The organism is Pseudomonas sp. KUIN-1 (assembly GCF_009176725.1).
GTDB lineage: Bacteria > Pseudomonadota > Gammaproteobacteria > Pseudomonadales > Pseudomonadaceae > Aquipseudomonas > Aquipseudomonas fragariae.
In genome coordinates this window covers 5,990,656-6,014,820 of record NZ_AP020337.1, presented here as the reverse complement: position 1 = coordinate 6,014,820, position 24,165 = coordinate 5,990,656, and the positions used below count along the sequence as shown (strand labels likewise).

General features: G+C 57.4%; 13 protein-coding genes and 2 pseudogenes. 13 read left to right on the top strand and 2 right to left on the bottom strand.

Going from position 1 to position 24,165, the window contains the following annotated elements; genetic code table 11:
* Positions 1-7 precede the first annotated feature (7 nt).
* The 6 genes from atpG (at position 8) to glmS (ending at position 7,318) form a co-directional block, all read left to right on the top strand.
* Positions 8-868 (top strand): F0F1 ATP synthase subunit gamma, encoded by an 861-nt coding sequence (gene atpG / locus KUIN1_RS27355; RefSeq protein ID WP_003367855.1) that lies wholly within the window; start codon positions 8-10, stop codon positions 866-868.
* 27 nt (positions 869-895) lie between these two features.
* Positions 896-2,275 carry a F0F1 ATP synthase subunit beta gene (gene atpD / locus KUIN1_RS27350; RefSeq protein ID WP_002555982.1) on the top strand — a complete coding sequence of 460 codons (1,380 nt, stop codon included), beginning with the start codon at positions 896-898 and terminating at the stop codon, positions 2,273-2,275.
* Between the two features lie 43 nt (positions 2,276-2,318).
* Entirely contained in the window at positions 2,319-2,744 is a 426-nt protein-coding gene (locus KUIN1_RS27345; protein ID WP_003413751.1) for a F0F1 ATP synthase subunit epsilon, read from the top strand.
* A gap of 125 nt (positions 2,745-2,869) precedes the next feature.
* Positions 2,870-4,237, top strand: a complete 1,368-nt coding sequence (glmU, locus tag KUIN1_RS27340; protein WP_024652500.1) for a bifunctional UDP-N-acetylglucosamine diphosphorylase/glucosamine-1-phosphate N-acetyltransferase GlmU — start codon at positions 2,870-2,872, stop codon at positions 4,235-4,237.
* Positions 4,238-4,705: 468 nt separating this feature from the next.
* Complete coding sequence (locus KUIN1_RS27330; RefSeq protein ID WP_010422861.1) at positions 4,706-5,473, top strand: DeoR/GlpR family DNA-binding transcription regulator; 768 nt, start codon at positions 4,706-4,708, stop codon at positions 5,471-5,473.
* Positions 5,474-5,482: 9 nt separating this feature from the next.
* The gene (gene glmS, locus KUIN1_RS27325; protein WP_003401403.1) at positions 5,483-7,318 is read left to right on the top strand and encodes a glutamine--fructose-6-phosphate transaminase (isomerizing); all 1,836 of its coding nucleotides are present in this window, start codon (positions 5,483-5,485) and stop codon (positions 7,316-7,318) included.
* A 402-nt stretch (positions 7,319-7,720) separates the two neighbouring features.
* Here glmS and KUIN1_RS27320 read toward each other — a convergent pair.
* Positions 7,721-7,821: pseudogene (locus KUIN1_RS27320) on the bottom strand (transposase); the annotation flags it as partial.
* A gap of 256 nt (positions 7,822-8,077) precedes the next feature.
* Here KUIN1_RS27320 and KUIN1_RS27315 point away from each other — a divergent pair.
* From KUIN1_RS27315 to KUIN1_RS27285, 7 genes are all read left to right on the top strand, one after another.
* Positions 8,078-9,781, top strand: a complete 1,704-nt coding sequence (locus tag KUIN1_RS27315; RefSeq protein WP_146050678.1) for a ShlB/FhaC/HecB family hemolysin secretion/activation protein — start codon at positions 8,078-8,080, stop codon at positions 9,779-9,781.
* Between the two features lie 24 nt (positions 9,782-9,805).
* Complete coding sequence (locus KUIN1_RS27310; protein ID WP_152092422.1) at positions 9,806-18,640, top strand: two-partner secretion domain-containing protein; 8,835 nt, start codon at positions 9,806-9,808, stop codon at positions 18,638-18,640.
* Positions 18,641-18,649: 9 nt separating this feature from the next.
* Positions 18,650-19,060 carry a hypothetical protein gene (locus KUIN1_RS27305; protein WP_146050677.1) on the top strand — a complete coding sequence of 137 codons (411 nt, stop codon included), beginning with the start codon at positions 18,650-18,652 and terminating at the stop codon, positions 19,058-19,060.
* A 136-nt stretch (positions 19,061-19,196) separates the two neighbouring features.
* Positions 19,197-19,316: an HNH endonuclease gene (locus tag KUIN1_RS28900; RefSeq protein ID WP_110455622.1), complete on the top strand. Its 120-nt coding sequence runs from the start codon at positions 19,197-19,199 to the stop codon at positions 19,314-19,316.
* Between the two features lie 1,092 nt (positions 19,317-20,408).
* Positions 20,409-20,654, top strand: a complete 246-nt coding sequence (locus tag KUIN1_RS28425) for a hypothetical protein (RefSeq protein ID WP_024651905.1) — start codon at positions 20,409-20,411, stop codon at positions 20,652-20,654.
* A gap of 549 nt (positions 20,655-21,203) precedes the next feature.
* Positions 21,204-21,344, top strand: coding sequence for a hypothetical protein (locus KUIN1_RS28230; RefSeq protein WP_232060004.1), 141 nt, complete (start codon positions 21,204-21,206; stop codon positions 21,342-21,344).
* Between the two features lie 99 nt (positions 21,345-21,443).
* Positions 21,444-22,769 carry an Hsp70 family protein gene (locus tag KUIN1_RS27285; protein WP_232060003.1) on the top strand — a complete coding sequence of 442 codons (1,326 nt, stop codon included), beginning with the start codon at positions 21,444-21,446 and terminating at the stop codon, positions 22,767-22,769.
* Positions 22,770-23,217: 448 nt separating this feature from the next.
* On the opposite strand, the pseudogene KUIN1_RS27280 reads toward KUIN1_RS27285, so the two are convergent.
* Positions 23,218-23,918, bottom strand: a pseudogene (locus KUIN1_RS27280) (NAD-dependent epimerase/dehydratase family protein).
* Positions 23,919-24,165: the final 247 nt, after the last annotated feature.

The following is a 24,165-nucleotide window of genomic DNA, read 5'->3' as shown; positions in this document are numbered from 1 at the left end:
GTGTTACATGGCAGGCGCAAAAGAGATTCGCAGCAAGATTGCGAGCATCAAAAGCACGCAAAAGATCACCAGCGCCATGGAAAAAGTGGCGGTCAGCAAAATGCGCAAGGCTCAAATGCGCATGGCTGCTAGCCGTCCTTACGCGGAGCGCATTCGTCAGGTGATTGGTCATCTGGCAAACGCCAACCCGGAGTACCGCCACCCGTTCATGATCGAGCGCCCTGTGAAGCGCGTCGGTTATGTCGTCGTGAGCAGTGACCGTGGTCTGTGTGGTGGCTTGAATACCAACCTGTTCAAGACTCTGGTCAAGGACATGGCGGTGAACCGTGAAAACGGTGTAGAGATCGATCTGTGCGTGGTCGGCAGCAAAGGTGCGGCATTTTTCCGCAACTTCGGCGGTAACGTCGTCGCTGCGATCAGCCACCTGGGCGAAGAGCCGTCGATCAACGACTTGATCGGCAGCGTCAAGGTGATGCTGGATGCCTACCTGGATGGCCGTATTGATCGCCTGTCCGTGGTATCCAACAAGTTCATCAACACCATGACCCAGCAACCAACAGTGGAGCAATTGATTCCGCTGGTGGCAACCCCGGATCAAGGGCTCAAGCACCACTGGGACTATCTCTACGAACCCGATGCCAAAGAGCTGCTAGACGGCCTTATGGTTCGCTACGTGGAATCGCAGGTGTACCAGGCGGTGGTCGAGAACAACGCAGCTGAACAAGCAGCGCGGATGATCGCGATGAAGAACGCCACAGACAACGCCGGTGATTTGATCAGCGATTTGCAGCTGATCTACAACAAGGCGCGTCAGGCAGCGATCACCCAAGAGATCTCGGAAATCGTCGGCGGCGCTGCCGCGGTTTAACGGTTCAAATATTAGAGGAACCAGCTAATGAGTAGCGGACGTATCGTTCAAATCATCGGCGCCGTGATCGACGTGGAATTCCCACGCGATAGCGTACCGAGTATCTACAACGCGCTGGAAGTTCAGAGCGCGGCAGGAACCACCCTGGAAGTTCAGCAGCAGCTGGGCGACGGCGTGGTTCGTACCATTGCGATGGGCTCCACCGAGGGCTTGAAGCGTGGTCTGGAAGTCACAGACTCTGGCGCAGCCATCTCCGTACCGGTCGGTAAAGCGACGCTGGGCCGGATCATGGACGTGCTGGGCAACCCGATCGACGAAGCTGGCCCGATCGCCACCGAAGAGCGCTGGGGCATTCACCGTCCTGCACCGTCCTTCGCTGAGCAGGCAGGCGGCAACGACCTTCTGGAAACCGGCATCAAGGTTATCGACCTGGTCTGCCCGTTCGCCAAAGGCGGTAAAGTCGGTCTGTTCGGTGGTGCCGGTGTCGGCAAGACCGTAAACATGATGGAACTGATCCGTAACATCGCCATCGAGCACAGCGGTTATTCCGTGTTCGCCGGTGTGGGTGAGCGTACTCGTGAGGGTAACGACTTCTACCACGAGATGAAGGACTCCAACGTTCTGGACAAAGTGGCACTGGTCTACGGTCAGATGAACGAGCCGCCGGGTAACCGTCTGCGCGTAGCACTGACCGGCCTGACCATGGCCGAGAAGTTCCGTGACGAAGGTAACGACGTTCTGCTGTTCGTCGACAACATCTATCGTTACACCCTGGCCGGTACCGAAGTATCCGCACTGCTGGGCCGTATGCCTTCCGCAGTAGGTTACCAGCCGACCCTGGCTGAAGAGATGGGCACTCTGCAAGAGCGCATCACTTCCACCAAGAATGGTTCGATCACCTCGATCCAGGCCGTATACGTACCAGCGGACGACTTGACTGACCCGTCGCCAGCGACCACGTTTGCCCACTTGGACGCCACCGTCGTACTGTCCCGTGACATCGCCTCCCTGGGTATCTACCCGGCGGTAGATCCACTGGACTCGACTTCGCGCCAGCTGGACCCGAACGTCATTGGCCAGGAACACTACGACACCGCTCGCGGCGTTCAGTATGTGTTGCAGCGCTACAAAGAGCTGAAAGACATCATCGCGATCCTGGGTATGGACGAGTTGTCGGAGACCGACAAGCAGTTGGTTAACCGTGCTCGTAAGATCCAGCGCTTCCTGTCCCAGCCTTTCTTCGTGGCAGAAGTCTTCACCGGTGCTTCGGGTAAATACGTTTCCCTGAAAGACACCATTGCTGGCTTCAAAGGCATCCTCAACGGTGACTACGACCACCTGCCAGAACAAGCGTTCTACATGGTCGGCGGCATCGAAGAAGCGATCGAGAAAGCCAAGAAACTGTAATCCCGGCGCCCGGCAACGGGCGCTATTAGGTTGAGGCAAGCAAATGGCTATGACAGTCCATTGCGACATCGTCAGCGCGGAAGGGGAAATCTTCTCCGGTCTGGTCGAGATGGTGATTGCGCACGGCAACCTGGGTGATATCGGTATCGCTCCAGGCCACGCGCCGCTGATCACTGATCTGAAGCCGGGGCCGATCCGCTTGATCAAGCAGGGTGGGGAAGCCGAGGTGTTCTACATCTCCGGTGGTTTCCTTGAAGTTCAGCCGAACATGGTCAAGGTGCTTGCCGATACTGTGCAACGTGCTGCCGACCTGGATGAAGCTTCTGCTCAGGCGGCCGTACTGGCTGCAGAGAAGGCCCTGAACGAGAAGGGCGCAGATTTCGATTACGGATCTGCAACTGCTCGTCTGGCCGAGGCTGCAGCTCAGCTGCGCACCGTTCAGCAAATTCGCAAGAAGTTCGGCGGCTAACCCTGCTGCACTCGATGCGCGATTGAGAAAAAGGGTAGCCTCGGCTACCCTTTTTCTTTTTTCAGATTTCCTCTTTCAAGTCAGCCCGTCTTCGGTCCGGTTGCCGCTCAGTTGGTAGTCCTATCATGTCTCTCGATATCGTTATTCTCGCTGCTGGCCAAGGTACCCGGATGCGTTCCGCGCTGCCGAAGGTTCTGCACCCCGTGGCCGGCAATTCCATGCTGGGTCATGTTATCCACAGCGCGCGTCAGTTATCCCCAAGTGGCATACATGTCGTGATCGGCCACGGCGCTGATGCCGTGCGTGAGCAGCTGTCAGCCGATGACTTGAATTTCGTGATGCAGGACAAGCAACTCGGTACCGGCCATGCGGTTGCTCAGGCGCTGCCCGCACTGACGGCTGACACCGTGTTGATTCTTTATGGCGATGTACCGTTGATCGAAGTGGAGACGCTTTCGCGCCTGCTCGAACGGGTCAACCCGCAGCAACTGGGTCTGCTGACCGTTACGCTGGATGACCCTACCGGTTACGGCCGTATCGTTCGCGATGATCAGAATCGTGTCTGTGCCATTGTCGAGCATAAAGACGCGAGTGACGCGCAGAAGGCTATCACCGAAGGCAATACCGGCATTCTCGCCGTGCCGGCCGCTCATCTCGCTGACTGGCTGGGGCGGCTGTCCAACAACAATGCCCAGGGCGAGTATTACCTCACCGACGTGATCGCCATGGCGGCTAATGACGGCCTGGTGGTTGCCACAGAGCAGCCCCACGACGCGATGGAAGTGCAGGGCGCCAATGATCGCAAGCAGCTTGCCGAGCTGGAGCGTCATTACCAGATGCGCGAAGCCCGCCGTCTGATGGCGGCTGGCGTGACCCTGCGTGACCCTGCGCGCTTCGATGTGCGCGGTGAAGTCATTGTCGGGCGCGACGTGCTGATCGATATCAATGTGATTCTTGAAGGCAAGGTCGTGATCGAGGATGACGTGGTCATCGGTCCGAACTGCGTCATCAAGGACAGCACCCTGCGCAAGGGTGTCGTCGTTAAAGCCAACAGCCACATCGAAGGTGCGATCCTGGGTGAGGGCAGCGATGCCGGCCCGTTTGCACGCCTGCGACCAGGCAGCGTGCTGGGTGCCAAGGCGCATGTGGGTAACTTTGTCGAGCTCAAGAATGCGAACCTGGGCGAGGGCGCCAAGGTCGGCCACCTGACGTATCTGGGCGACGCCGAAATTGGCGCACGCACCAATATCGGCGCCGGTACCATTACCTGTAACTACGATGGTGCCAACAAGCACAAGACCACGTTGGGTGCAGACGTCTTCATCGGTTCCAACAACTCTCTGGTTGCGCCTGTGGATATCCTGGACGGTGCGACGACTGCAGCCGGTTCGACCATCACCCAGAACGTGCCTGCTGAACAACTCGGCGTAGCCCGCGCCCGCCAACGCAATATCGAAGGCTGGAAGCGTCCGGTGAAAATCAGCAAAGACTGAGTTATCCACAGCCCCTTATGACCCGCGTGCCAATGCTCAGAATTGGCACGCGTCCATAACTATCCACAGTTGACACTCAAGCCAGGACGCAGAGCGTCCAGAACTGCATCCCCACGCGGAGCATGGGTACGATAGCGTTCCGGCAGACACCTCTCGTTCCTCACGCTCCAGCGTGGGAATACCGTTCGTGACGCTCCGCGTCACACCCTTGCGCGGTACCCTGCATTCGGGACTGCATCCTCACGCGGAGCATGGGTGTACGATCAGCGTAAGCCCAGACACCTCTCGTTCCTCACGCTCCAGCGTGGGAATGCCGTTCTTGACGCTCCGCGTCAAACCCCAGGCTCAAAAGCCGGTGTCACGAGTATCCGATAGAAATTGCGCCGCCCCATCCCGAAACCTTGACCCAACCCAAAAAATAGGTTTTGATTGCCTTCGTTATCTTTCGAAACGAAACTTAAGGCAGTCATGTCGAAGCGCAATACACCACAACGTCGCCACAACATTCTCGCCCTGCTCAACGAGCAAGGCGAAGTCAGTGTGGACGACTTGGCCAGACGCTTTGAAACTTCCGAAGTTACGATTCGAAAGGACCTGGCTGCGCTTGAAACCAACGGCCTGCTGTTGCGCCGTTACGGGGGCGCAGTGCCGCTTCCCCATGAGCTTATAAGCGATGGCAGTCAGCCAGTTTCGCGCTACAAACAGGCCATCGCCCGCGCTGCGGTTTGCAGAATTCGCGAGCACGCCAGAATCATCGTCGACAGCGGCAGCACCACGGCGGCATTGATCCCTGAGCTGGGCCAGCAACCCGGCCTGGTGGTCATGACCAATTCCCTGCATGTGGCGCGCGCCCTTACCGAGCTGGAACACGAACCGGTCCTGTTGATGACGGGCGGAACGTGGGACCCGCACTCGGAGTCCTTTCAGGGGCAGGTCGCGGAGCAGGTACTGCGCTCCTACGACTTTGATCAGCTGTTCATCGGTGCCGACGGCATCGATCTGGTGCGTGGCACCACCACCTTCAACGAGCTGCTGGGCTTGAGCCGGGTCATGGCGGAAGTCGCCCGGGAAGTGGTGGTCATGGTCGAAGCCGACAAGGTCGGTCGCAAGATCCCCAATCTGGAACTGCCCTGGAGCAGTATCCACACCCTTATTACTGATGATCGCCTGTCCAGTGAGGCACGCGATCAGATACAGGCCCGCGGCATCAATCTGATTTGTGCTGCTGTCAGCTAGGAGATAACCATGTGTGGAATCGTCGGCGCCGTTGCTGAACGTAATATCACGGCCATTTTGCTCGAAGGCCTCAAGCGCCTTGAATACCGCGGTTATGACAGCGCGGGCGTGGCAGTCTTCAGCAACGAAGGCACCCTTGAGCGCCGTCGTCGCTCCGGCAAGGTCAGTGAGCTGGAACAGGCACTTGCCGGCGAGCCGCTGATCGGCCGTCTGGGCATCGCCCACACGCGTTGGGCGACCCACGGCGCCCCGTGTGAGCGTAACGCCCACCCACACTTCTCGGCCGACACGCTGGCAGTTGTCCACAACGGCATCATCGAGAATCACGAAGCGCTGCGTGAACAGCTGAAAGGCCTGGGTTACGTCTTCGCATCCGATACCGACACTGAAGTCATCGTCCACCTGCTGCACCACAAGCTCAAGGACACCGCCGATCTGGCGGTTGCCCTGAAAGCTGCGGTGAAAGAACTTCACGGTGCTTATGGGCTTGCGGTCATCAATGCCGCGCAGCCCGATCGCCTGCTGGCAGCCCGCAGCGGCAGCCCGCTGGTTGTCGGCATGGGCCTGGGTGAAAACTTCCTGGCCTCCGACCAACTGGCGCTGCGTCAGGTCACCGACCGTTTCATGTACCTGGAAGAGGGCGACATCGCCGAGATCCGTCGCGACAGCGTGCAGATCTGGAACGTCGACGGTGTTTCGGTCGAGCGCGAAGTGGTGCAATACCACGAAGGCGCCGAAGCCGCCGACAAGGGCGAGTACCGCCACTTCATGCTCAAGGAAATTCACGAGCAGCCCAAGGTTGTACAGCGCACCCTCGAAGGTCGTCTGGGGCAGCAGCAAGTGCTGGTCCACGCATTCGGTCCACAGGCTGCCGAGCTGTTCGCCAAAGTACGCAATGTTCAGATCGTGGCCTGTGGCACCAGTTACCACGCAGGCATGGTCGCGCGTTACTGGCTTGAAGGCCTGGCTGGCATCCCGTGCCAGGTCGAAGTGGCCAGCGAGTTCCGTTATCGCAAGGTAGTGGTTCAACCGGACACCCTGTTCGTCTCGATCTCGCAGTCCGGTGAAACCGCCGACACCCTGGCAGCGCTGCGCAACGCCAAGGAACTGGGCTTTCTGGCCAGCCTGGCGATCTGTAACGTGGGCATCAGCTCACTGGTGCGGGAATCCGACCTGACCCTGCTGACCCAGGCCGGTCCGGAAATCGGCGTGGCATCGACCAAAGCCTTCACCACCCAGCTGGTTGCCTTGTTGCTGCTGACCCTGTCGCTGGGTCAGGTCAAGGGTTCGCTGGAGGAGGGCGTCGAAGCGCAACTGGTCGAAGAACTGCGTCGCCTGCCAACCCGCCTCGGCGAAGCGCTGGCAATGGACGGCACGGTCGAGAAAGTCGCCGAACTGTTCGCCGAGAAGCACCACACCCTGTTCCTCGGACGCGGCGCACAGTTCCCGGTGGCAATGGAAGGCGCACTCAAGCTCAAAGAGATCTCCTACATCCACGCCGAAGCCTACCCGGCCGGTGAACTCAAGCATGGCCCGTTGGCGCTGGTCGACGCCGACATGCCAGTCGTCACCGTCGCACCGAACAACGAACTGCTGGAGAAACTCAAATCCAACCTGCAGGAAGTGCGCGCACGCGGCGGCGAGTTGATCGTATTCGCCGATGAGCAAGCCGGCATGAAGAACGGCGAGGGCACCCACGTCATCGCCATGCCACACATCATCGATGCTTTGGCGCCGATTCTGTACACCATCCCGCTGCAGTTGCTTTCGTATTATGTGGCTGTGTTGAAGGGGACGGATGTCGATCAGCCGAGGAACCTGGCGAAGTCGGTGACGGTGGAGTGAGTTATCCACAGGGGTGAGGGGTTGTGGTTTTAGAGAATTAAAACTGTCGCAGGTCTCTTCAAAATAGGGCCTCGCCCCCTCACTTAGACAGTCCTCTATGCCTCTCGGGGTCCGTTCGCTTCGCAGACGAAGTGACGGACCCTATCCGTTCTGCTTGATTAGCCATACAAACTCCAGCAACAGCCCGCGCCGGCCCTCAGAGAATCAAGCATCTGACGTTGCACGAAGATATCAAACAAGGTTCGTCCCCTAGTGGCAGGCGCTCGTTTGCTGCAAAAGTCTTGGTCGTGACTACCAACGTAGAGACAGTACAGACAATCCTCGCGCACGCTCGTCATCAACTTCGCGTCGATTGACCAACCAATTACTTGGCGTGAGAAGAGATCCAGCACTACCGCCAGGTAGAGCCAGGCGCTGGGCAACATCGTCGACAGGCTTGCCTTTCTCGGTAACTTGCTTGACCGCTTCGATCTTGAATTTTCGGGGTAACGCTGACGACTCACGGCACCTCCTCGTTGGGCTTCATGATGAGGCTTTGGGGTATCTAGGAAACCGGGGGCGATTCACTAGAACTGCATAAGTAATCAGAAATCAGCGCCAAAATAGAAATTAATGGGAATTTTCTGATATCTATGTAGTCTGTTTCACGATGGTTACATGTGATGCCAATTTGCCGCTATCTGGCATGGCACTGAACGTCGTATTGACCAATCCCGAACAGGCGTACCTCTCGCCACTAGCTCTTCTAATGGAATATTTATGCTTGCCTTTAAAAGGACATGGCTGGGTTTGTGTGCGCTGCTCTTGGCCACAGGAGCGTTGACGCCTGTTCAGGCTGCAACCCCCGGCGAACAGGATCTCATACGTGATCGCCAGGACCGCTTGCTCGAAGAGCAGCGCCGTCGCCTGGAAGAGCTAAAGGACCTGCCCGGCAAGCAGACCACGCCGACAACACCCGCCACGCCCGCCGACACCCGCTGCTTCACTATCAATCACATCGAACTCAAAGGCGCGGATTCCTTGTCGCCCGCTGAGCGCGATGCACTGATCAAGCCGTTTCAGGGCAAATGCCTGGGCGTGGCCCAGCTCAATGAACTGCTGAAGGCCATCACCGACCATTACATCGACAAAGGTCTGGTGACCACTAGGGCCTATCTGCCGCAGCAGGATCTGTCCAAGGGTGACCTGCAGGTGCTGGTCATCGAGGGCAAGCTAGAGAATCTGCGCAGTGACGCTGCCAGCGGCCTCTCGGATCGCGAACTGGCCATGGCCTTTCCGGGTAAAGAGGGCGAGTTACTCAATCTGCGGGAAATCGAGCAGATGGTTGATCAGCTCAACCGCCTGCCGTCCAATCAGGCGCAAATGGAGCTGACTCCGGGCCAGGCTGTTGGCGGTAGCGATGTCGTGGTCAAAAATACCCCGCAGAAGCCTTGGCGTGCCAACCTCTCGCGCAATAACGAAGGCCAGCGCAGTACTGGCGAGCAGCAGTGGAACGTGGGTCTGGACTGGGACAGCCCGTTGGGTCTTGCCGATCAGTTGAGTCTGCGCGGCGGTCATGATGCGGTCAGCGACCACCAGCAAGCCTCGCACAACGGCCTTCTGTCATACAGCCTGCCGTGGGGCTGGTGGACTTTCAGCTATCTTTATAGCGAAACCGAATACCGGTCGCAGGCCGAGGCCGACGGTGTCAAGTTCAAACAGGATGGCGACAGCCAGAATCACCAGTTTCGTGCCGAGCGCGTCATTCACCGCGATTCCGTCAGCAAGACCTCGCTCAATGCCGGCCTGGCTTACCTGCGCACCAACAACTACGTCGAAGACAGCAAGCTGGCCGTTAGCAGCAACCGGATCACCGAAGCACAGTTCGGTATCAACCATGGTCGGCGCGTTGGCTCTGCGTTCGTCAACATTGACCTGGGCATGCAGCAGGGCATCGGCTTACTGGATGCTCAAGGCAACCACGATCCGGGGCCGGGCGAGGCCGATGCGCGCTATCGCAAATACACCGGCACCATCAGCTACCTGCATCCGTTTCAGTTATGGGGCGAAAATCTGGCCTTCACCAGCCTGGCCACAGGGCAACGCAGCGAGGACGTGCTGTTCAGTCCACAACGTCTGAGCCTCGGCGGTTCGTCATCTGTGCGCGGTTACAAGGACGAGTTTCTGTCCGGCGACAGTGGCGGTTACTGGCGTAATGAAATACGTCTGACGCGTCCGGTAGTGCTCGACTGGCTGCGCCCGGTATTCAATGAATACGGCGCCGCTGCTGGCTACGATCAGGGGGTTATCCGCAATGATCGTTATAACGGCCAAAACCATGGTCGGTTGTCCAGCAACTCATTGGAATTGTTTACCCGCGGCCAGCACGTCGCTGCGTCCGTCACCTTTGCCCATTCCCTGGAACGTCCCGACGTGATCGAGCGCGAAGCGCCGATCTACTTCCGTATGGACTTTTTCCTTTAATAACGCTGCTCCGAGGTCGCCCACATGGACGCTCATCAACTGGCTCTGCTGGCACGTCAGCCCTCTGCTGCAGTAGCCGAGCGCACGCGATTTCTGGGCATTCCCAAGCGCCTGCTGGCGTTGCTGCTGGCCAACGTCATGTTCTGGCAGCCGATCTGGGCGCAGGCCGACGGGATAGCAGTCAGCGGTACCACCAATACGTCCGTAGGCCAGGCAGGCAACGGTGTGCCGGTCATCAACATTGCCGCTCCCAACGCGGCAGGGCTTTCGCATAACCAGTACCAGCAGTACAACGTCGACAGCAAGGGTGTGATTCTCAACAACGCCACCAATGCCATACAAGCCACACAGCTGGGCGGCAATATCCTTGGCAATAATCAGTTAGGCGGGCGCGCCGCAAGCACCATCCTCAACGAAGTGACCGGCGCCAACGCCAGCCAGTTGAATGGGTACACCGAGGTGGCCGGGCAGGCAGCCCGCGTGATCATTGCCAACCCGTATGGCGTCACCTGCAGCGGTTGCGGCTTTATCAACACGCCTCGCGTCACCCTCAGCACTGGCAAACCGGTACTCGATGCGAACGGCAAACTCGACCATTTTGCCGTGGACGGCGGCAGCGTCACGATCGATGGCAGAGGCCTGGATGCAAGCGCAGTCGACCAATTCGATTTGATCACCCGTTCTGCGAAGATCAACGCCGATATCTACGCAAAACAACTCAACATCGTCACCGGTGCCAACGACGTCAACGCCGACACGCTGGCGACCACACAGCGTGCTGCCAATGCCGCCGACAAGCCGCAACTGGCCATTGATTCCTCTGCGCTTGGCGGTATGTACGCCAACGCGATCAAGCTGGTCGGCACCGAACAGGGTGTCGGCGTAAAGACGGCAGGCAATATGGCTGCCAGTGGCGGCGATATTCAGATAGACGCCAACGGTCACCTGAACATGGCGCAGGCCTCGGCGCAGGGTGCGCTTAACGTCAATGCACCTAGCGTCGAAATGACCGGCAAAACCTATGCGAGCAGCGTTAACGTGCGCACCGCCGGCGAGTTGGTCAACCAGCAAAGCCTGGCGGCACGCGAGCGGGTCGAGATCAACGCGGGCAAAGTCACTAACGCGGGGACCATCGCTTCGGGCATCGAAGCCGACAACAGCCGCAACGCGAGCGGTGACGTCACGATCAACGCGCCGGTGGTCGTCAACACAGGCAGCATAGAAGCCAGTCGCGCACTGACTATCAATGCGGCTCAGACCCTCAACAACCAGAGCGTGGTGCAAGGCGGCGCGGTCAACCTGACCAGCGGCCAGATCATTAATCAGGGATTGGCGGCACGTCTCGTCGGTGAACAGTCGCTGTTCATCTCGACCCCGGCCATTGTCAACCTGTCCAGCGTTATTCGTTTTGCTACCGGGCAGGCGGCCAGCCTGCAACTCGACAGCCTCGATAACCGCGAAGGCCTGATTCAGGCAACGGGCGGCAGCCTGGCGATCAGCGCGGGCGCACTGGACAACAGTGCCGGTCAGATCGACGCCGGTAGCCTTACGGTTGCGTCCACCACGCTCAACAACCGCTCCGGCTTGTTGTCAGCTCGTGCGGGCGATGCACGTGTGACGGCGCGCAACACGCTGGATAACACCGGCGGCACCGTTCAGGCGCAGAACCTGTTGAGCGTCACCGGTGGCAATGTTCTTAACCAGAGCGGCAGCCTGTTGGGGACGAGCATCAACGTGACTGCGCCGGGCGCGCAAATCGACAACCGTAGCGGCCTGATTCAGGCATCTGGCGGCAGCCTGACGATCAGTGCGGATGCACTGGATAACAGTGCGGGTCAGATCGATGGCAATAGCCTTACCATTGCGTCCACTTCGCTCAATAACCGCTCCGGCCTGCTGTCGGCCCGTGCGGGCGATGCACGGGTTACGGCGACCGGCATACTGGATAACACCGGCGGCACCGTTCAGGCGCAGAACCTGCTGAGCGTCACCGGTGGCAATGTCCTAAACCAGAGCGGCCGCCTGCTGGCCGTCACCGGCAATCTCGACCTTAACGCGACAGGCTTGGATAACCGCAGCGGCAGCGTGCTGGGGGCCGGCGTCAACGTAAGCGCGCCCGGTGCGCAGATCGATAACCGTGGCGGCAAAATCGTCGGTGACCGCATCGACCTGAACGCCGCCGGTCTCGACAACCGCGAGCAAGGCCTGCTGGCAGCCGGTACGCGGGGCATGGCCCTGAACTTTGCCCCGACGGCGAGCCAGGCCCAGTTGCTCAACCGCGGCGGCCAGATTCAGAGCGATGCCGGCCTGTTGGTCAGCGGCGCATGGCTGGACAACAGCGCCGGTACGCTGCTTGGCCAGAACGTGCTGATCGACGCACCACGGCTTATCAACGACAACAATGGCGCAGTGGTCAGCAATGGCGGCGACGTGACTCTGAAAGTCAGCAACCTGCTGAGCAACATGACCGGCATCATCGATGCGGGCAGCAGCCTGGTCACGATCAGCGGTTCGTCTGACCTCAACAACCAGGGCGGCAGCATTCGTGGCAAACAGCTGAGCCTGCAAGCAAGCACCCTGCGCAACGGCCAGCAAGGCCAACTGGTTGCGGGCAGCGGCGGGCTGATCTACACCGGCGGCGCGCTGGATAACAACGGCGGTACGCTGCTCAGCAGTGGCGGCACCACGCGAGTGGAATTGGGCAGCGGCACCGTCAGCAACGTCGGCGGTACGATTCAGGGCGACACGGTAAGCGTCACCGCCGCTTCGCTGGACACCAGCAGTGATGGCAGCAAGGCGGGCATGGTCTCCAGTCTGGTCGACAGCCTGACCTTGAACGTGGGCTCGGTGACCAGCAATGCGGGCAAACTCTTCGCCAAGACCTCGCTGGTATCGACTGGCACCACACTGTCGAACACCAACGGCGCCCAGCTCAGCGGCGACAGCGTTAACCTCACCGCCAACAACCTGATCAACAGCGGCGGCTTGATCGAATCGAATACCACGCTGAATCTGCAAGGTGGTTCGCTGAACAACACCTCGGGGCAACTGCGCGCCTTGGGCAACGTGGTCAACAAAAATGCGGGCATCAACAACACAGGCACCGGCGCACTGCGCGCCCTGACCACCGACACCAGCACGTTCGATTTCGCCGGCAGCATCATCAACCAGAGCGGCCGTATCGAAGTCGGCAACACCGACTTCGCCCTCAAGGCCGATGCGCTGGACAACCGCGCAGGCAGCATCGAGCACGCTAACACCGGCCTGCTGACACTGGACTTCAATCGCGTCTCCGGGGCGGGCGGCAGTATTACCGCGCTGGGCAGCGGGGACTGGAATTTTGGCGCTGTCGACGGGCTGGGCAAGGTGCAGCTCAACAATGCACTGACCTATACCAGCGACTCACTGGCGCTGCTGGCCGGTGACCGGCTGGCCAGTGGCACCGGTCTGACCCTCAACCTGAACAGCCTCAACAACGGCGGCGAACTGCTCAGCGATGGCGACCTGACCCTCAACCTGAACGGCGATCTGACCAACAGCGGTCGTTTGTCTGCACAAAATCTGTTGACCATCAAAGCCAGCAACGTCAGCCAGAACGGCGGTCGTATCGGCGCGGGTAAAGACACGCGCCTTGACCTGGGCGGCACTCTCGACAATCTCGGCTACCTGACCGCTCGCCAGAACCTGCGCATCGACGCAGCGCAGATCGACAACCGCGGCACATTGGGCGCACAGGGCGCCGTTAACCTCAATGCCAGCAACGCCATCACCAACAGCGCCGACTCGCTACTGTTCAGCGGCGGCGCAATGGCCTTGCGCACTGGCACGTTTAGCAACCTGTACGGCGACGTGTACAGCCGTGGCGACCTCAGCGTAGCCAATCTCGATGGCGGCGCAGCACAGCGTTTCAGCAACCTGTCTGGCACGGTGGAAAGCGAAGGCGCAATCAGCATCAATGCCACCGCCGTGGAAAACGCCAAGGCCGAGTTCGAGTTGGGGCAGAAGATCGTCAATGGCAGTCTTGACTGGCAGTGTGGTCAGCATTGTGACGGCCACGACTCGTTCAAGCGCGGCGCGATTACCATCCAGCAGACGCTGCTGGAAACCGCCACCAAGGATTCCCCGTCGGCCCGACTGGTCGCAGGTAAAGACCTGACGATTCAGGCGGGTAATGTCCAGAACCGTTACAGCCTGCTGGCCGCCAATGGCAACCTCAGCATCACTGCCAACGACTTGCTCAACCAGGGCGCCTCAGAGCGCACCGGGCAGAACAGCATCTCGATCGGTACACCAGGGCGGATCGACACCGGCTACTGGGACCAGATGGAGTTTGTCGACATCCCGGCCTTCAAAGCCGCTGTGGCTGCTGGCAACTTTGACTTGGCACGTTTTGAAGTGCTCAAGGCTCGTTCCTCCGACAGTCGCTTTGAAGAACAAAGCAATGTCACTGTGTGGACAGACAGCCCGCAGCCCAAATACGCCGCCACGCTTCAAGCGGGTGGTACGGTCAACCTGAACGTCGCCCGCACTGTGCAAAACGGCTCGCTGCGCGCCAACAATACCCCGGAAATACTCACCGGAAAGCTGGGTGAGGATCAGACAGGTATCAAGGTCGGTGGCATCGACATCACCATCAACAAACAGGCCACCGACGCGAGCACTGCGACCGTGGCGTCGGTCAAGCCCGTCCAGCGCGTCGCCGCCGATGGCAGCGTGCAGACCGTTTTCACTCCGGTGGACTACAGCGGCATTCCGTTCGCCGCCGTGGACCCGACCGCTGGCGCGACCTTCCAGCTGCCCAAAGGCGATTACGGACTGTTCATTCGCAACCCTGACCCGACTAGCAGCTACCTGATCGAAACCAACCCGAACCTGACCAACCTGTCGAAGTTCCTCGGGTCCGATTACATCCTGAGTCGCCTCAACATCAGCCCCGACAACAACTGGCGTCGTCTGGGTGACGGCCTGTACGAACAGCGCCTGATACGCGACGCAGTACTGGCACAAACAGGACAGCGCTTCCTCGCCGACGGCCTAACCAGCGATTACGACCAGTACCGCTATCTCATGGACAACGCGCTGGCCAGCAAAAGCGCCCTGAACCTCAGCCTCGGCGTAGCGCTGAACGCCGAACAGGTCAGCGCCCTGACCCACGACATCGTGTGGATGGAAAACCGTGTCGTCGACGGCCAGAAAGTCCTTGTACCGGTGCTGTACCTGGCACAGGCAGACTCACGCAACCTGCGCGGGAACAGCCTCATCCAGGGCCGCGACCTGAACCTGATCTCGGGCGGCGACCTGATCAACGTAGGAACCCTGCGCGCCAGTAACAACCTCAACGTCAGCAGCGGTGGCAGCATTTATCAGGGTGGCCTGGTAGACGCGGGCAATAACCTGCAGATGATCGCGCAGGACAGCATTCGCAACGCGATGGCCGGCGAGATTCGTGGCGGACAAGTCAGCCTCACCGCCGTCAAAGGCGACATCCTCAACGACCGCACCGCCATCCAGGTGCGTGACGGCGCGGGTATGCGCACCGTAACCGACGCGGGCAGCACCATCACTGCCCGTGAAAACCTCGCCCTCAACGCCGGTCGCGACATCACCAACTATGGAGCCATGAGCGCTGGTGGCGATCTGTCACTCAAGGCCGGCAACGACATCAATCTGCTGGCCAAAACCGACAGCAGCGAAAAGCACGAACTGTTCGATGGCGGGCGCAAGTCGGTCATCACCACGGATGTGAAAAACCTGGGTTCAACCGTTACAGCGGGCGGCGATCTTGGGATTGATGCGGGGCGGGATATCAATGTTCTGGCCAGTCAGGCCAGGGCGGGCAACGACCTGAGGCTGGCAGCAGGTCAGGACATCAACGTCAGTTCGGCGGGCGATGTTCACAACATCGCGACCAAAACCAAGGACGGTAAAAAACGCATCACTGAAGCCAACGACCGCACCACCCAGCTCGCCAGCGAGCTGACAGCGGGCAACAACGTGAGCGTCCAGGCTGGCCGCAACACCACGCTTGTCGCCAGCAAGATCACCGCCGGCAACGAAGCGTACCTGTACAGCGGCAACACTCTGAGCCTGCTCGCTGCGCAGGACAGCACACACACCCTGTACGACATGAAGGCAAAGGGCAGCTTCGGGGCGAAAAAAGCCCAGCGCGACGAAGTCACCCAGACCACCAACGTCGGTACTGAAATCCGCACTGCTGGCAACCTCACACTGGGCAGCAACGGCGACCAGCTGTACCAGGTCGCCAAGCTGAACAGCGGCCAGGACCTGACCCTGCAAAGCGGCGGCGCGGTCACCTTCGAAGGCGTGAAAGACCTGCACGACGAGAGCCATACCAAGAGCAAGAGCGACATGGCCTGGTTCTCGATGAAAGGCAAAGGCAACACCGACGAAACCCTGCGACAGAGCGAACTGGTCTCCCAGGGCCAGACCGTGATCCAGGCCGTAAACGGGCTGAAGATCGACGTCAAGCAAGTCAATCAGCAAACCGTCAGCCAGACCATTGACACTATGGTCAAGGCCGACCCGCAACTGGCCTGGATCAAGGAAGCGGAGAAGCGTGGGGATGTGGATTGGCGGCAAGTGAAAGAGCTTCACGACTCGTTCAAATACAGCCACTCGGGCATGGGCCAGGGAGCGATGCTGGCGGTGATCATCATCGTCACAGTTTTAACGGCAGGCGGGGCGAGTGCGCTGGCAGGAGGCGCAGCAGGTGCGACCGCAGGTTCGGGAAGCGCCATGGCGGCAGCAACCACCACTCAAGCTCTCGCAGCTGGCGCTTCTTATACAGCTGCCGGCTGGGGTAACGTAATGGCCACGGCAGCACTGACGTCCATGGCTAGCACCGGCGCGGTGAGCGTCATCAACAACAAGGGCAATCTGGGCACTGCTCTCAAGGATACCTTTGGCAGCGACAGCCTGAAGAACGCCACCATTGGCGCATTGACTGCCGGTGCGTTGAACTATGCCGACAGCACCTGGTTTCAGGGTGCAAGCCCGGCCAACGGAAATGGGGCGAAGGTCATCACAGGTGGGCCGGTGCAAAATCCGGGTTACTCCAGCGAATGGCTCAGTTGGCAGAAAGCGCAGGATGCAGTCGTGCGCAGCGGCACGCATGCGGTTATCGAGAGCGGCATCTCCACGGCCATTAACGGCGGTAGCCTGAAAGACAATCTGGGCTCTGCGTTGGTATCGCAAGGTTTTGATCTGGCAGCTGCCGTTGGCAACAAAAACCTAGGTGACTTTGCAGACTACATGGATCTGAGCCCCGGCTCGGCAGAGAAAATCTTTCTGCACGCCATGCTGGGCGGCGCACTGTCAGCCGCCCGTGGGGGAGACTTCAAAACCGGCGCAATTGCTGCCGGAGCGGCTGAGGGGCTGACGGGCGTCGCGACGGATAATCTCGGCAAATACCTGGACACCCGTTTTGTGACGGACGATCAGTTCCGGGTCGCGACGGCCCAGATCGTCGGCATTGCGGCGGGCTCACTGGTGAACGGCGATCCGAATGAGGCTGCGTGGGTGGCGGGGAATGTTGAGCGTTATAACGAGCAACTGCACCCGAGGGCGGTGGAGCTGATCAAGAAGGAAGCGCCGCAATTCGCGGCTGACACCAATATCTCCCCAGCAGAAGCCGAGCAGCGTCTGGCCCAAGCTGCGGTCTACTACACCGACAAGAACTGGAACGGAGTGATGACCGAGAACGGCACGGTGCCGGACGCAACCACCCTTAAATATCTGGGTAACGCATTGGCACCAATGGCTGGCCAATACGCTGCGTCAACTTCATCCGATGTGCCGACTACACAGGCTGAAAGAGCATACAACCCGGCTGAAACGTCCACGCTGCTCGACCAGTTTGCGGAGATCAATCCAGCAAGGTACACCGACACTTCAATCAACTCGATCAACTTTCAGGGTGCTTATACTGGGGACCTGACGTACGACTACTCCCGTTTCTACGACAGAAACATCGCAGTTTCCTACGACTTGGGTAATACGGTCAGTAGTGGGCTCTCGGGCACATGGCAGGGCACCAAGGCAGCTATTTCCAATACAGTGAATTCCGCCTGGTCGTTGTTGAACAGCCCGATGCAGAGCAGTGAGCAACTGGCCAATGGCGTGATGTCATTGACCAAAAACCCTCTGACATCCGCATGGAACAGTCTGGAGTCAAGCCAGAGCGAGGAAGGCCTGGCAACTGCTTTCCAGATGCAGGGCAATAACGAAGCGGCTGCTGCGATCCGAAATCAGGGCAATGTGGAGTTTGGGCTGAACCTTGTACCGGTAGAGCGGGTCGTTTCGCTGGGTAAGTGGGGAGCGGTTGCCAAGGGGGGTGACGAATTCGGTTTTGCAGGAAAGTCTACCGAAGAGCTTTTTGATACGCCGCCTATCAAGCCGATTCCGGTTCCCGGAGATTCCGACTTTATAGGGCCAAAAGCCCAATCTCCCTCAAAAATTGCGGCAAGCTGGCAAGGATCTGATCCTTACTTTGGTGTAGACGTCTATAGTGATGTTAAACTTCGCGAGGGAGATTTAGTTGTTGGCGCAGCACCAGGTCAGTCACCCTACTACACAACGATACAAGGTTTTAAAACTACAGATGGCACAGCTGCCGGGTATTACGATGGGCTTCAGATCGCCCCTAATACAACTAATCCAGCTTATCCAAAATATAGAAAAGGTGTGACTGTCTACAGGCTGAGTTCGGATGCGGATGCTGCATCGGGAGTCGCATTGGCTAACCCTAATCTGGGTGCTGGAAATGTTGATCAGATATTCGTTCCGAATTTTGAGAATATACTTGTACCCCTGTATTCTATTCCTTTTAAAAGTAAGTGAGTGTCATCTATGGTAAATACTAAAGATGGTTATGTTTTAATTGATAATAAATTTACTCTTAAACCTCGGCTGACGAAGGTTGAGCTTGAAAAGGGATTGGGTGTTTATATCGAATCAAGCATTAATGGAGATTGGTCATCTTGTGTAAGCGGTCCACACATGGTTTTTGGACAAAGATCAAATATGCAGTTTGATTTTTATCGTGATGCACTGATTGGTTTTAAATTTACAGTTATCAGCTCCGTAAACTCTGATCTCACTGCTCTTAGGGAGTTGCATGACAAAATTCTTGAAGACTTGCTAGGTAAGCCTGATAAAAAAAATGAGAATATGATTTCTTATGATTTTTTTTGGGGAGTTATAACTTCTTACCTGGATCCGAAAGGAGGCTCTTGTTGTGTTGGTGTGCGATGGAGTTGAGGTTTTAGAGCCTTTTATACAGTTTGCTCGTGCTTTAAAACAGCTTTGACGAGCAAGTATTTCCTAATTTTCGACTTGTACTTAGGCTCAAGTCGATATCAATGGTTTGACTGGAAGCTATGCTAAAGATGCAGCAATGGCCAACAAGGCGGTAGGTCTCAAAAGTACCCCGGATGGCTATGTATGGCACCACGTTGAAAATGCAAAAACTATGCCGCAGGTCGTAGCTGGACAGATCGCAGCGATGACTTCCTGAATGCCCACGGCAACGTTGTTCAAGCTGCGGATGCGAGCGTGGACACCGCCTTATGCTGGCATGATGGCCGTGCCGCCGGCCTGCGTAGGCGTCGTGACCTGCGCTTTGCCGGCAGGCTTAGGCCTTTTAGGCACGCAGCAACTGGTGGGCGCGTGCGACTCGGGAAGTCAGATCAACTCTGACTTCACATCCGACCAGCCTGGTCGGGTAGAGGCTGCTTTTAACCTTGACACGTTCCCTGGCGAGTTGAGCATAACCAAGGACCTGGCGGCCAGCGCCGGTCACCAACTGTCTGAAGCATCGGCTGATGCCTGCCTGAGCTTGGCGGTTGGGGTAAACCTTCGCAGGAAATCAGGAGCATGTTCCGCTACCTGTGTCGCTGGCCGGGGCGAACTTGCGCCCGGCAGCATCGAACATCTGTGTTGAAATTCAGCACCCGCGCGGCACCGTCAAAGCGAACTGGCTCACTGAACATGCGGCTGAGCTTGCCGCTACTCGTGTTCATTGCGATGATACGACCCCCTGTGACTGGCGCAACGTGGAAGGTGGCAAGCAAGGATGGCAAGTCAAAAAGGTCGACTCAGGCCAGGAAAATGCAAAGTGGTGTTCTTCGATTTGGAGTTTTACGTTCCTGAGAAGAAGCGCACAGCATCGGGTTTCTGCTACAACCCATGGGACAAGGATTGCAGGTTCATCGGTGGCTCATTCCTGGTGGCTAATCCCGAGCGGGACTTCAGCATCGCAAAATCCGAGGTCTTTAAGAAGACCAAATCCTTCTGGCTATGGGAGCATGCGACAGAGAAGGAGATGCTTGAGCATATCTATGCCTTGCTCAAAACAGCTTGTGACCAGGTGAAAAACGCCCACGATGGTGCGGTGTCCGCAATTTTGTGCGGGATTGGAATTACCTCATCAGACATTCCGATTCTGTTCGAGCTGTTCAAACGCTTTCATATCCTTTCGAATCAGGAAGCCTTCGCGTTCCAAAACAGTTTTCGGGTCGTAGACCTTTCCCTGCTCGTTATCGGGACGTTCAACAACCCTAGCAACCTCTTATATCCAAAATCCAAAAATCACATTCTGAATAAATACATGTACGGGACGAAATTCGAGCCGGGCAAAAGCGTTTGGCAGCTCTATGAAGCCAAGAACCATGCTGAGATTCAGAATCGCGTGCTGGATGAAGTCTATTCCACCCATAAATGTTATGAGTTGATTCAGTCAAAGTTCGAGTCGTTCAAGAAGCTTGAGGCAATGAACAAAAGGCAGGAGAAGCTTCTGAGCAAGGCCAGGGAAGCTGCGACTGAGGTTTCCTCTGAGGTTGAAGCCACTGACTGACGTCAACAAAGCACCCAGTGAACAGACTTTCAGGACTCCAGCATTGGAGGTAATGGATGTGCCCACTTTTAGCGGACACGACCGCCTTATCACCATGATGTACCTACGCCAATGACGCATTCAAGAGTGATTCCCGGACGACAAATGCAATATGCAAATTTTGCACATTGCTAACAGTTCATTATGCGTATGGTGGCCTTGTACTCTCTCGGACTTTGAAAGATGAGTTCGGCCGGACGCTTACCTGCGACATTGGCAGATGTGCAGTGGACGTGATCCGCACCAAAACCCCGGCGGGCTTGAAGATTCGCAAGCTGGAGGGTGCCAGTGTCCAGTTTGGTGGAGGACCCACATGCATGGCACTGCACATCCAAGACCGAAATGATTTCAACTGGTCTAACGACTTTCATGACTCACCTCGCATGACCTGCCTTAACCTCAAGGCCGTTAACCAAGCGAGTGGATGGATTCTATCGCGATGAGCAGGTAGATTCTGTGCACTTGCAGATGAGTTTAAGGGATTAGGCTGCGGCCAGACAGGAGTAGAGTGTGAAGATCGGTGTTGATTTCGGAACCAGTTTTTCCAGTGCGGCGTTTTTTGTAAATGGGGAGGTGCAGCCAATCACCTTTGGCAACGATCAGCAATTTCGCACGGCGGTGTTCTTTCCTGATCGCTACGTCGATCCCTAACAGTTTGTGCTGACGGCGAAGCATGAGCATGAGATCGACAGTGCTATAGCCACTCAGAAGAGCTTCTACAACTCTCAAATGGCCCTGTATAGAGCGCGCTTGGAGAGTATCGATAAAGGAGGCATGGCCGGCGGCTATGGTCGTGATGGCTATTCGGCTGCGAAGAAGGCGCTGTTGCGCGAGCGGGTGGCCAAGCCTAGGAAAGTTTCTGATGAGGATATTCGTCAATCGACTATCAACATGTTGCGCCGGCGCTGGGTCAGCATGCAGCGCGAGAGTATTGCCCAAGAAGGCCTTGACGTGCGCAAGGCCAATGGCATCTTTGGTGAGGATGCCATTGAGGCACTGTATAACGATGAAGACGGACGGATTTTCCAGTCCCCCAAGTCCATGCTTGGTTATCGTTTGGAACCGCATCATCGTGACGTGGTGGTCGGTGTAATCAGTCAGGTGCTAGCGCATATTCGTAAGACTGCAAGCCGGCAGTTGAACAAGGAAGTCACTGCTGTCGTACTCGGGCGCCCCGTCGAGTTTCGCGGCACTGTCGGTAGTCGTGACGATCAGCAGACACAGGATCTGCTCGAGCGCGCGGCCAAAGAGGCTGGTTTCGCTGACGTCGAATTCCTGCGCGAGCCTTCCGCCGCAGCTTACGCTTACCACATGCAATCCCCTCATGCCCATGCTGCATTGATCATTGATATCGGTGGCGGAACCACTGATATCGCTTATGCCCAAGTAGGCGGTGAAGTAGCACAGCCGGTTATCCATCAGGTCTGGGGTCAGGGCTTTGGTGGTACCGATGTCGATGTCGATCTCTCCATCAGCGCGGCGATGCCGATGTTCGGCAAGGATGATAAACACGGCTTGCCCCTACACGCTTATCGCAGCGCTGCGCAGATCAGTGCTCTGAGCTTGCAACGTGACTTCGTTAAACAGGATTTGGCGCGGGTCATCGAGCCCTTCAAGACACGGCTGAAACGCCTGAAGGAAAAGGGCACCACCGTTCGGCTCAATCGAGATATTGAACAGCTCAAGATTGACCTGAGCGGCGATAGTTACGCAAGTCGGGAGCTGGATTACATAGAGCCTGAATTGAGGGTGACTGCAGACAGCAATGTGCTGGAAACAAGTACACGTCGTTTTCTAAAAGATTTTCGAATGCTGTTGCAGAAAGTTCGCGCAGAATTGTCCAACGCTGTGCCGGTGGTCTTCATGACGGGGGGGATGTCACGAGCACCATATGTGCAGGCATGCGTATGCGAGGTGTTTGCCGGATCAGAGGTGGTGATGGGTGATGCTTCGCTTGGAGTAGTGGCAGGGTTGGCACAGTTTGCCGCAGCACAGGGGCCGGGACAGCCTGCTCCACATACGTACGAAGGTGCGGACAAAGGGCTGAGCATTGAAGAAATCCTGTGTCGTGACTAGCGTATCCATACCGATGGCTGTTCGCACCGCGACTGACCAGTTTGAGATGCTAGATCAGCTTCAGCAAGGCAACCCCGTATTTTCGCAGATACGGGCGGATGCTGGATTTGGCCGTTTATCGGCACCAGGAGGAGGTTAAGAGCGATAGTCAGCCGTGATGACGGTTGGCAAAGCCGGTCCGCCCTAGCGGCGAATCGAGCCAATTGATGGTTGTGAAATGCTCGCGACAGTTTTTAATACCTAGAGCAACTCATGGAATGGCCGTTTTTGGACGTAGCGACAGTTTTTGGAGCTGGTTTGGGTTTCAGCCATACCCCGTGTTTGCTAGGTTTTTCGCGACAGTTTTTATTCCTTAGATTCAGCTTCAGTAAATTAGAGCAGACTCAGATTTATTCAAAATAAGTCCTAACGCGGTCACTCCTTCGTACGGAGTAACTGCGTTGTGGCGTCAAGCCTCCACGGAAGGAGACCACCCCAGTATGCGCTTGGCTTTCTCGTTGCTGACGGTCGGGCTGTCCTGAGTGATATTGAAAATACCACTTTGCTCTTTTTGCAACGCCAGCAGTACTGCACGCGCAGCGTCTTGTACGTGTACTGGGCTGGTACCGGTCGGCTCGTCAGTGCCGGTGTCGGGCCCATACAACTGACCATAGCGCAAGACGGTGCCGTTCAATGCAGGCTCGCTGAGCACTTGCTGTTCCAGGGCCGCCACACCCTCCACGCTGATGCCACGGCTGCCTTGTGCCTCTACGTCCAGAGGGCTGGTTTCCAGGCCCAGGCGATGCTTTGAGCTATCAGACGGGTAGCGCCAGCGGCTCGAGCGGCGGCTACCAGATTGCGCGTTCCTTCTGTACGGATACGAGCGTTGTTCTCGACCGCTTTTGCCATCAATTCGGGACTTAGGCCACGAGGCAGATCTGTCAGTTGATGAATAACAGCCCATGGCTGGATTCGGACCAACTCTTCGTTTAAACGCTCGGCGTCATAGACATCAACCACCACTGCCGTAGCACCTGTGACCTCTATGTCCTTCACTTTTTCGGCGCGGCGGGTAGCGCCATACACGCTGTAGCCCGCAGCCACCAAGAGCTTGAGCAGGGCTCTGCCGATTACACCGGACGCGCCGGCTACAAAAACTTTACGCGACATTGCACTCATCTCCTTGAGGTTTCATTGCAGAAGCAAGGCAGTCACTCGCCTGATACTGTGTCGATACCCTCTAATAAAAGCCGTGGATTCTATCGGGTAGGTTATCGACTAGGCCTAGGAATAGGCTCGGCCTGACAGCGCGCTTGAGGATGCTAGATTATTTACTGTGATTAACTTTGAATCGAGTGACAATCAGGAGCATTTCATAATGGCAACTATCGCGAAACCCGATCTGTCACGGCTCACG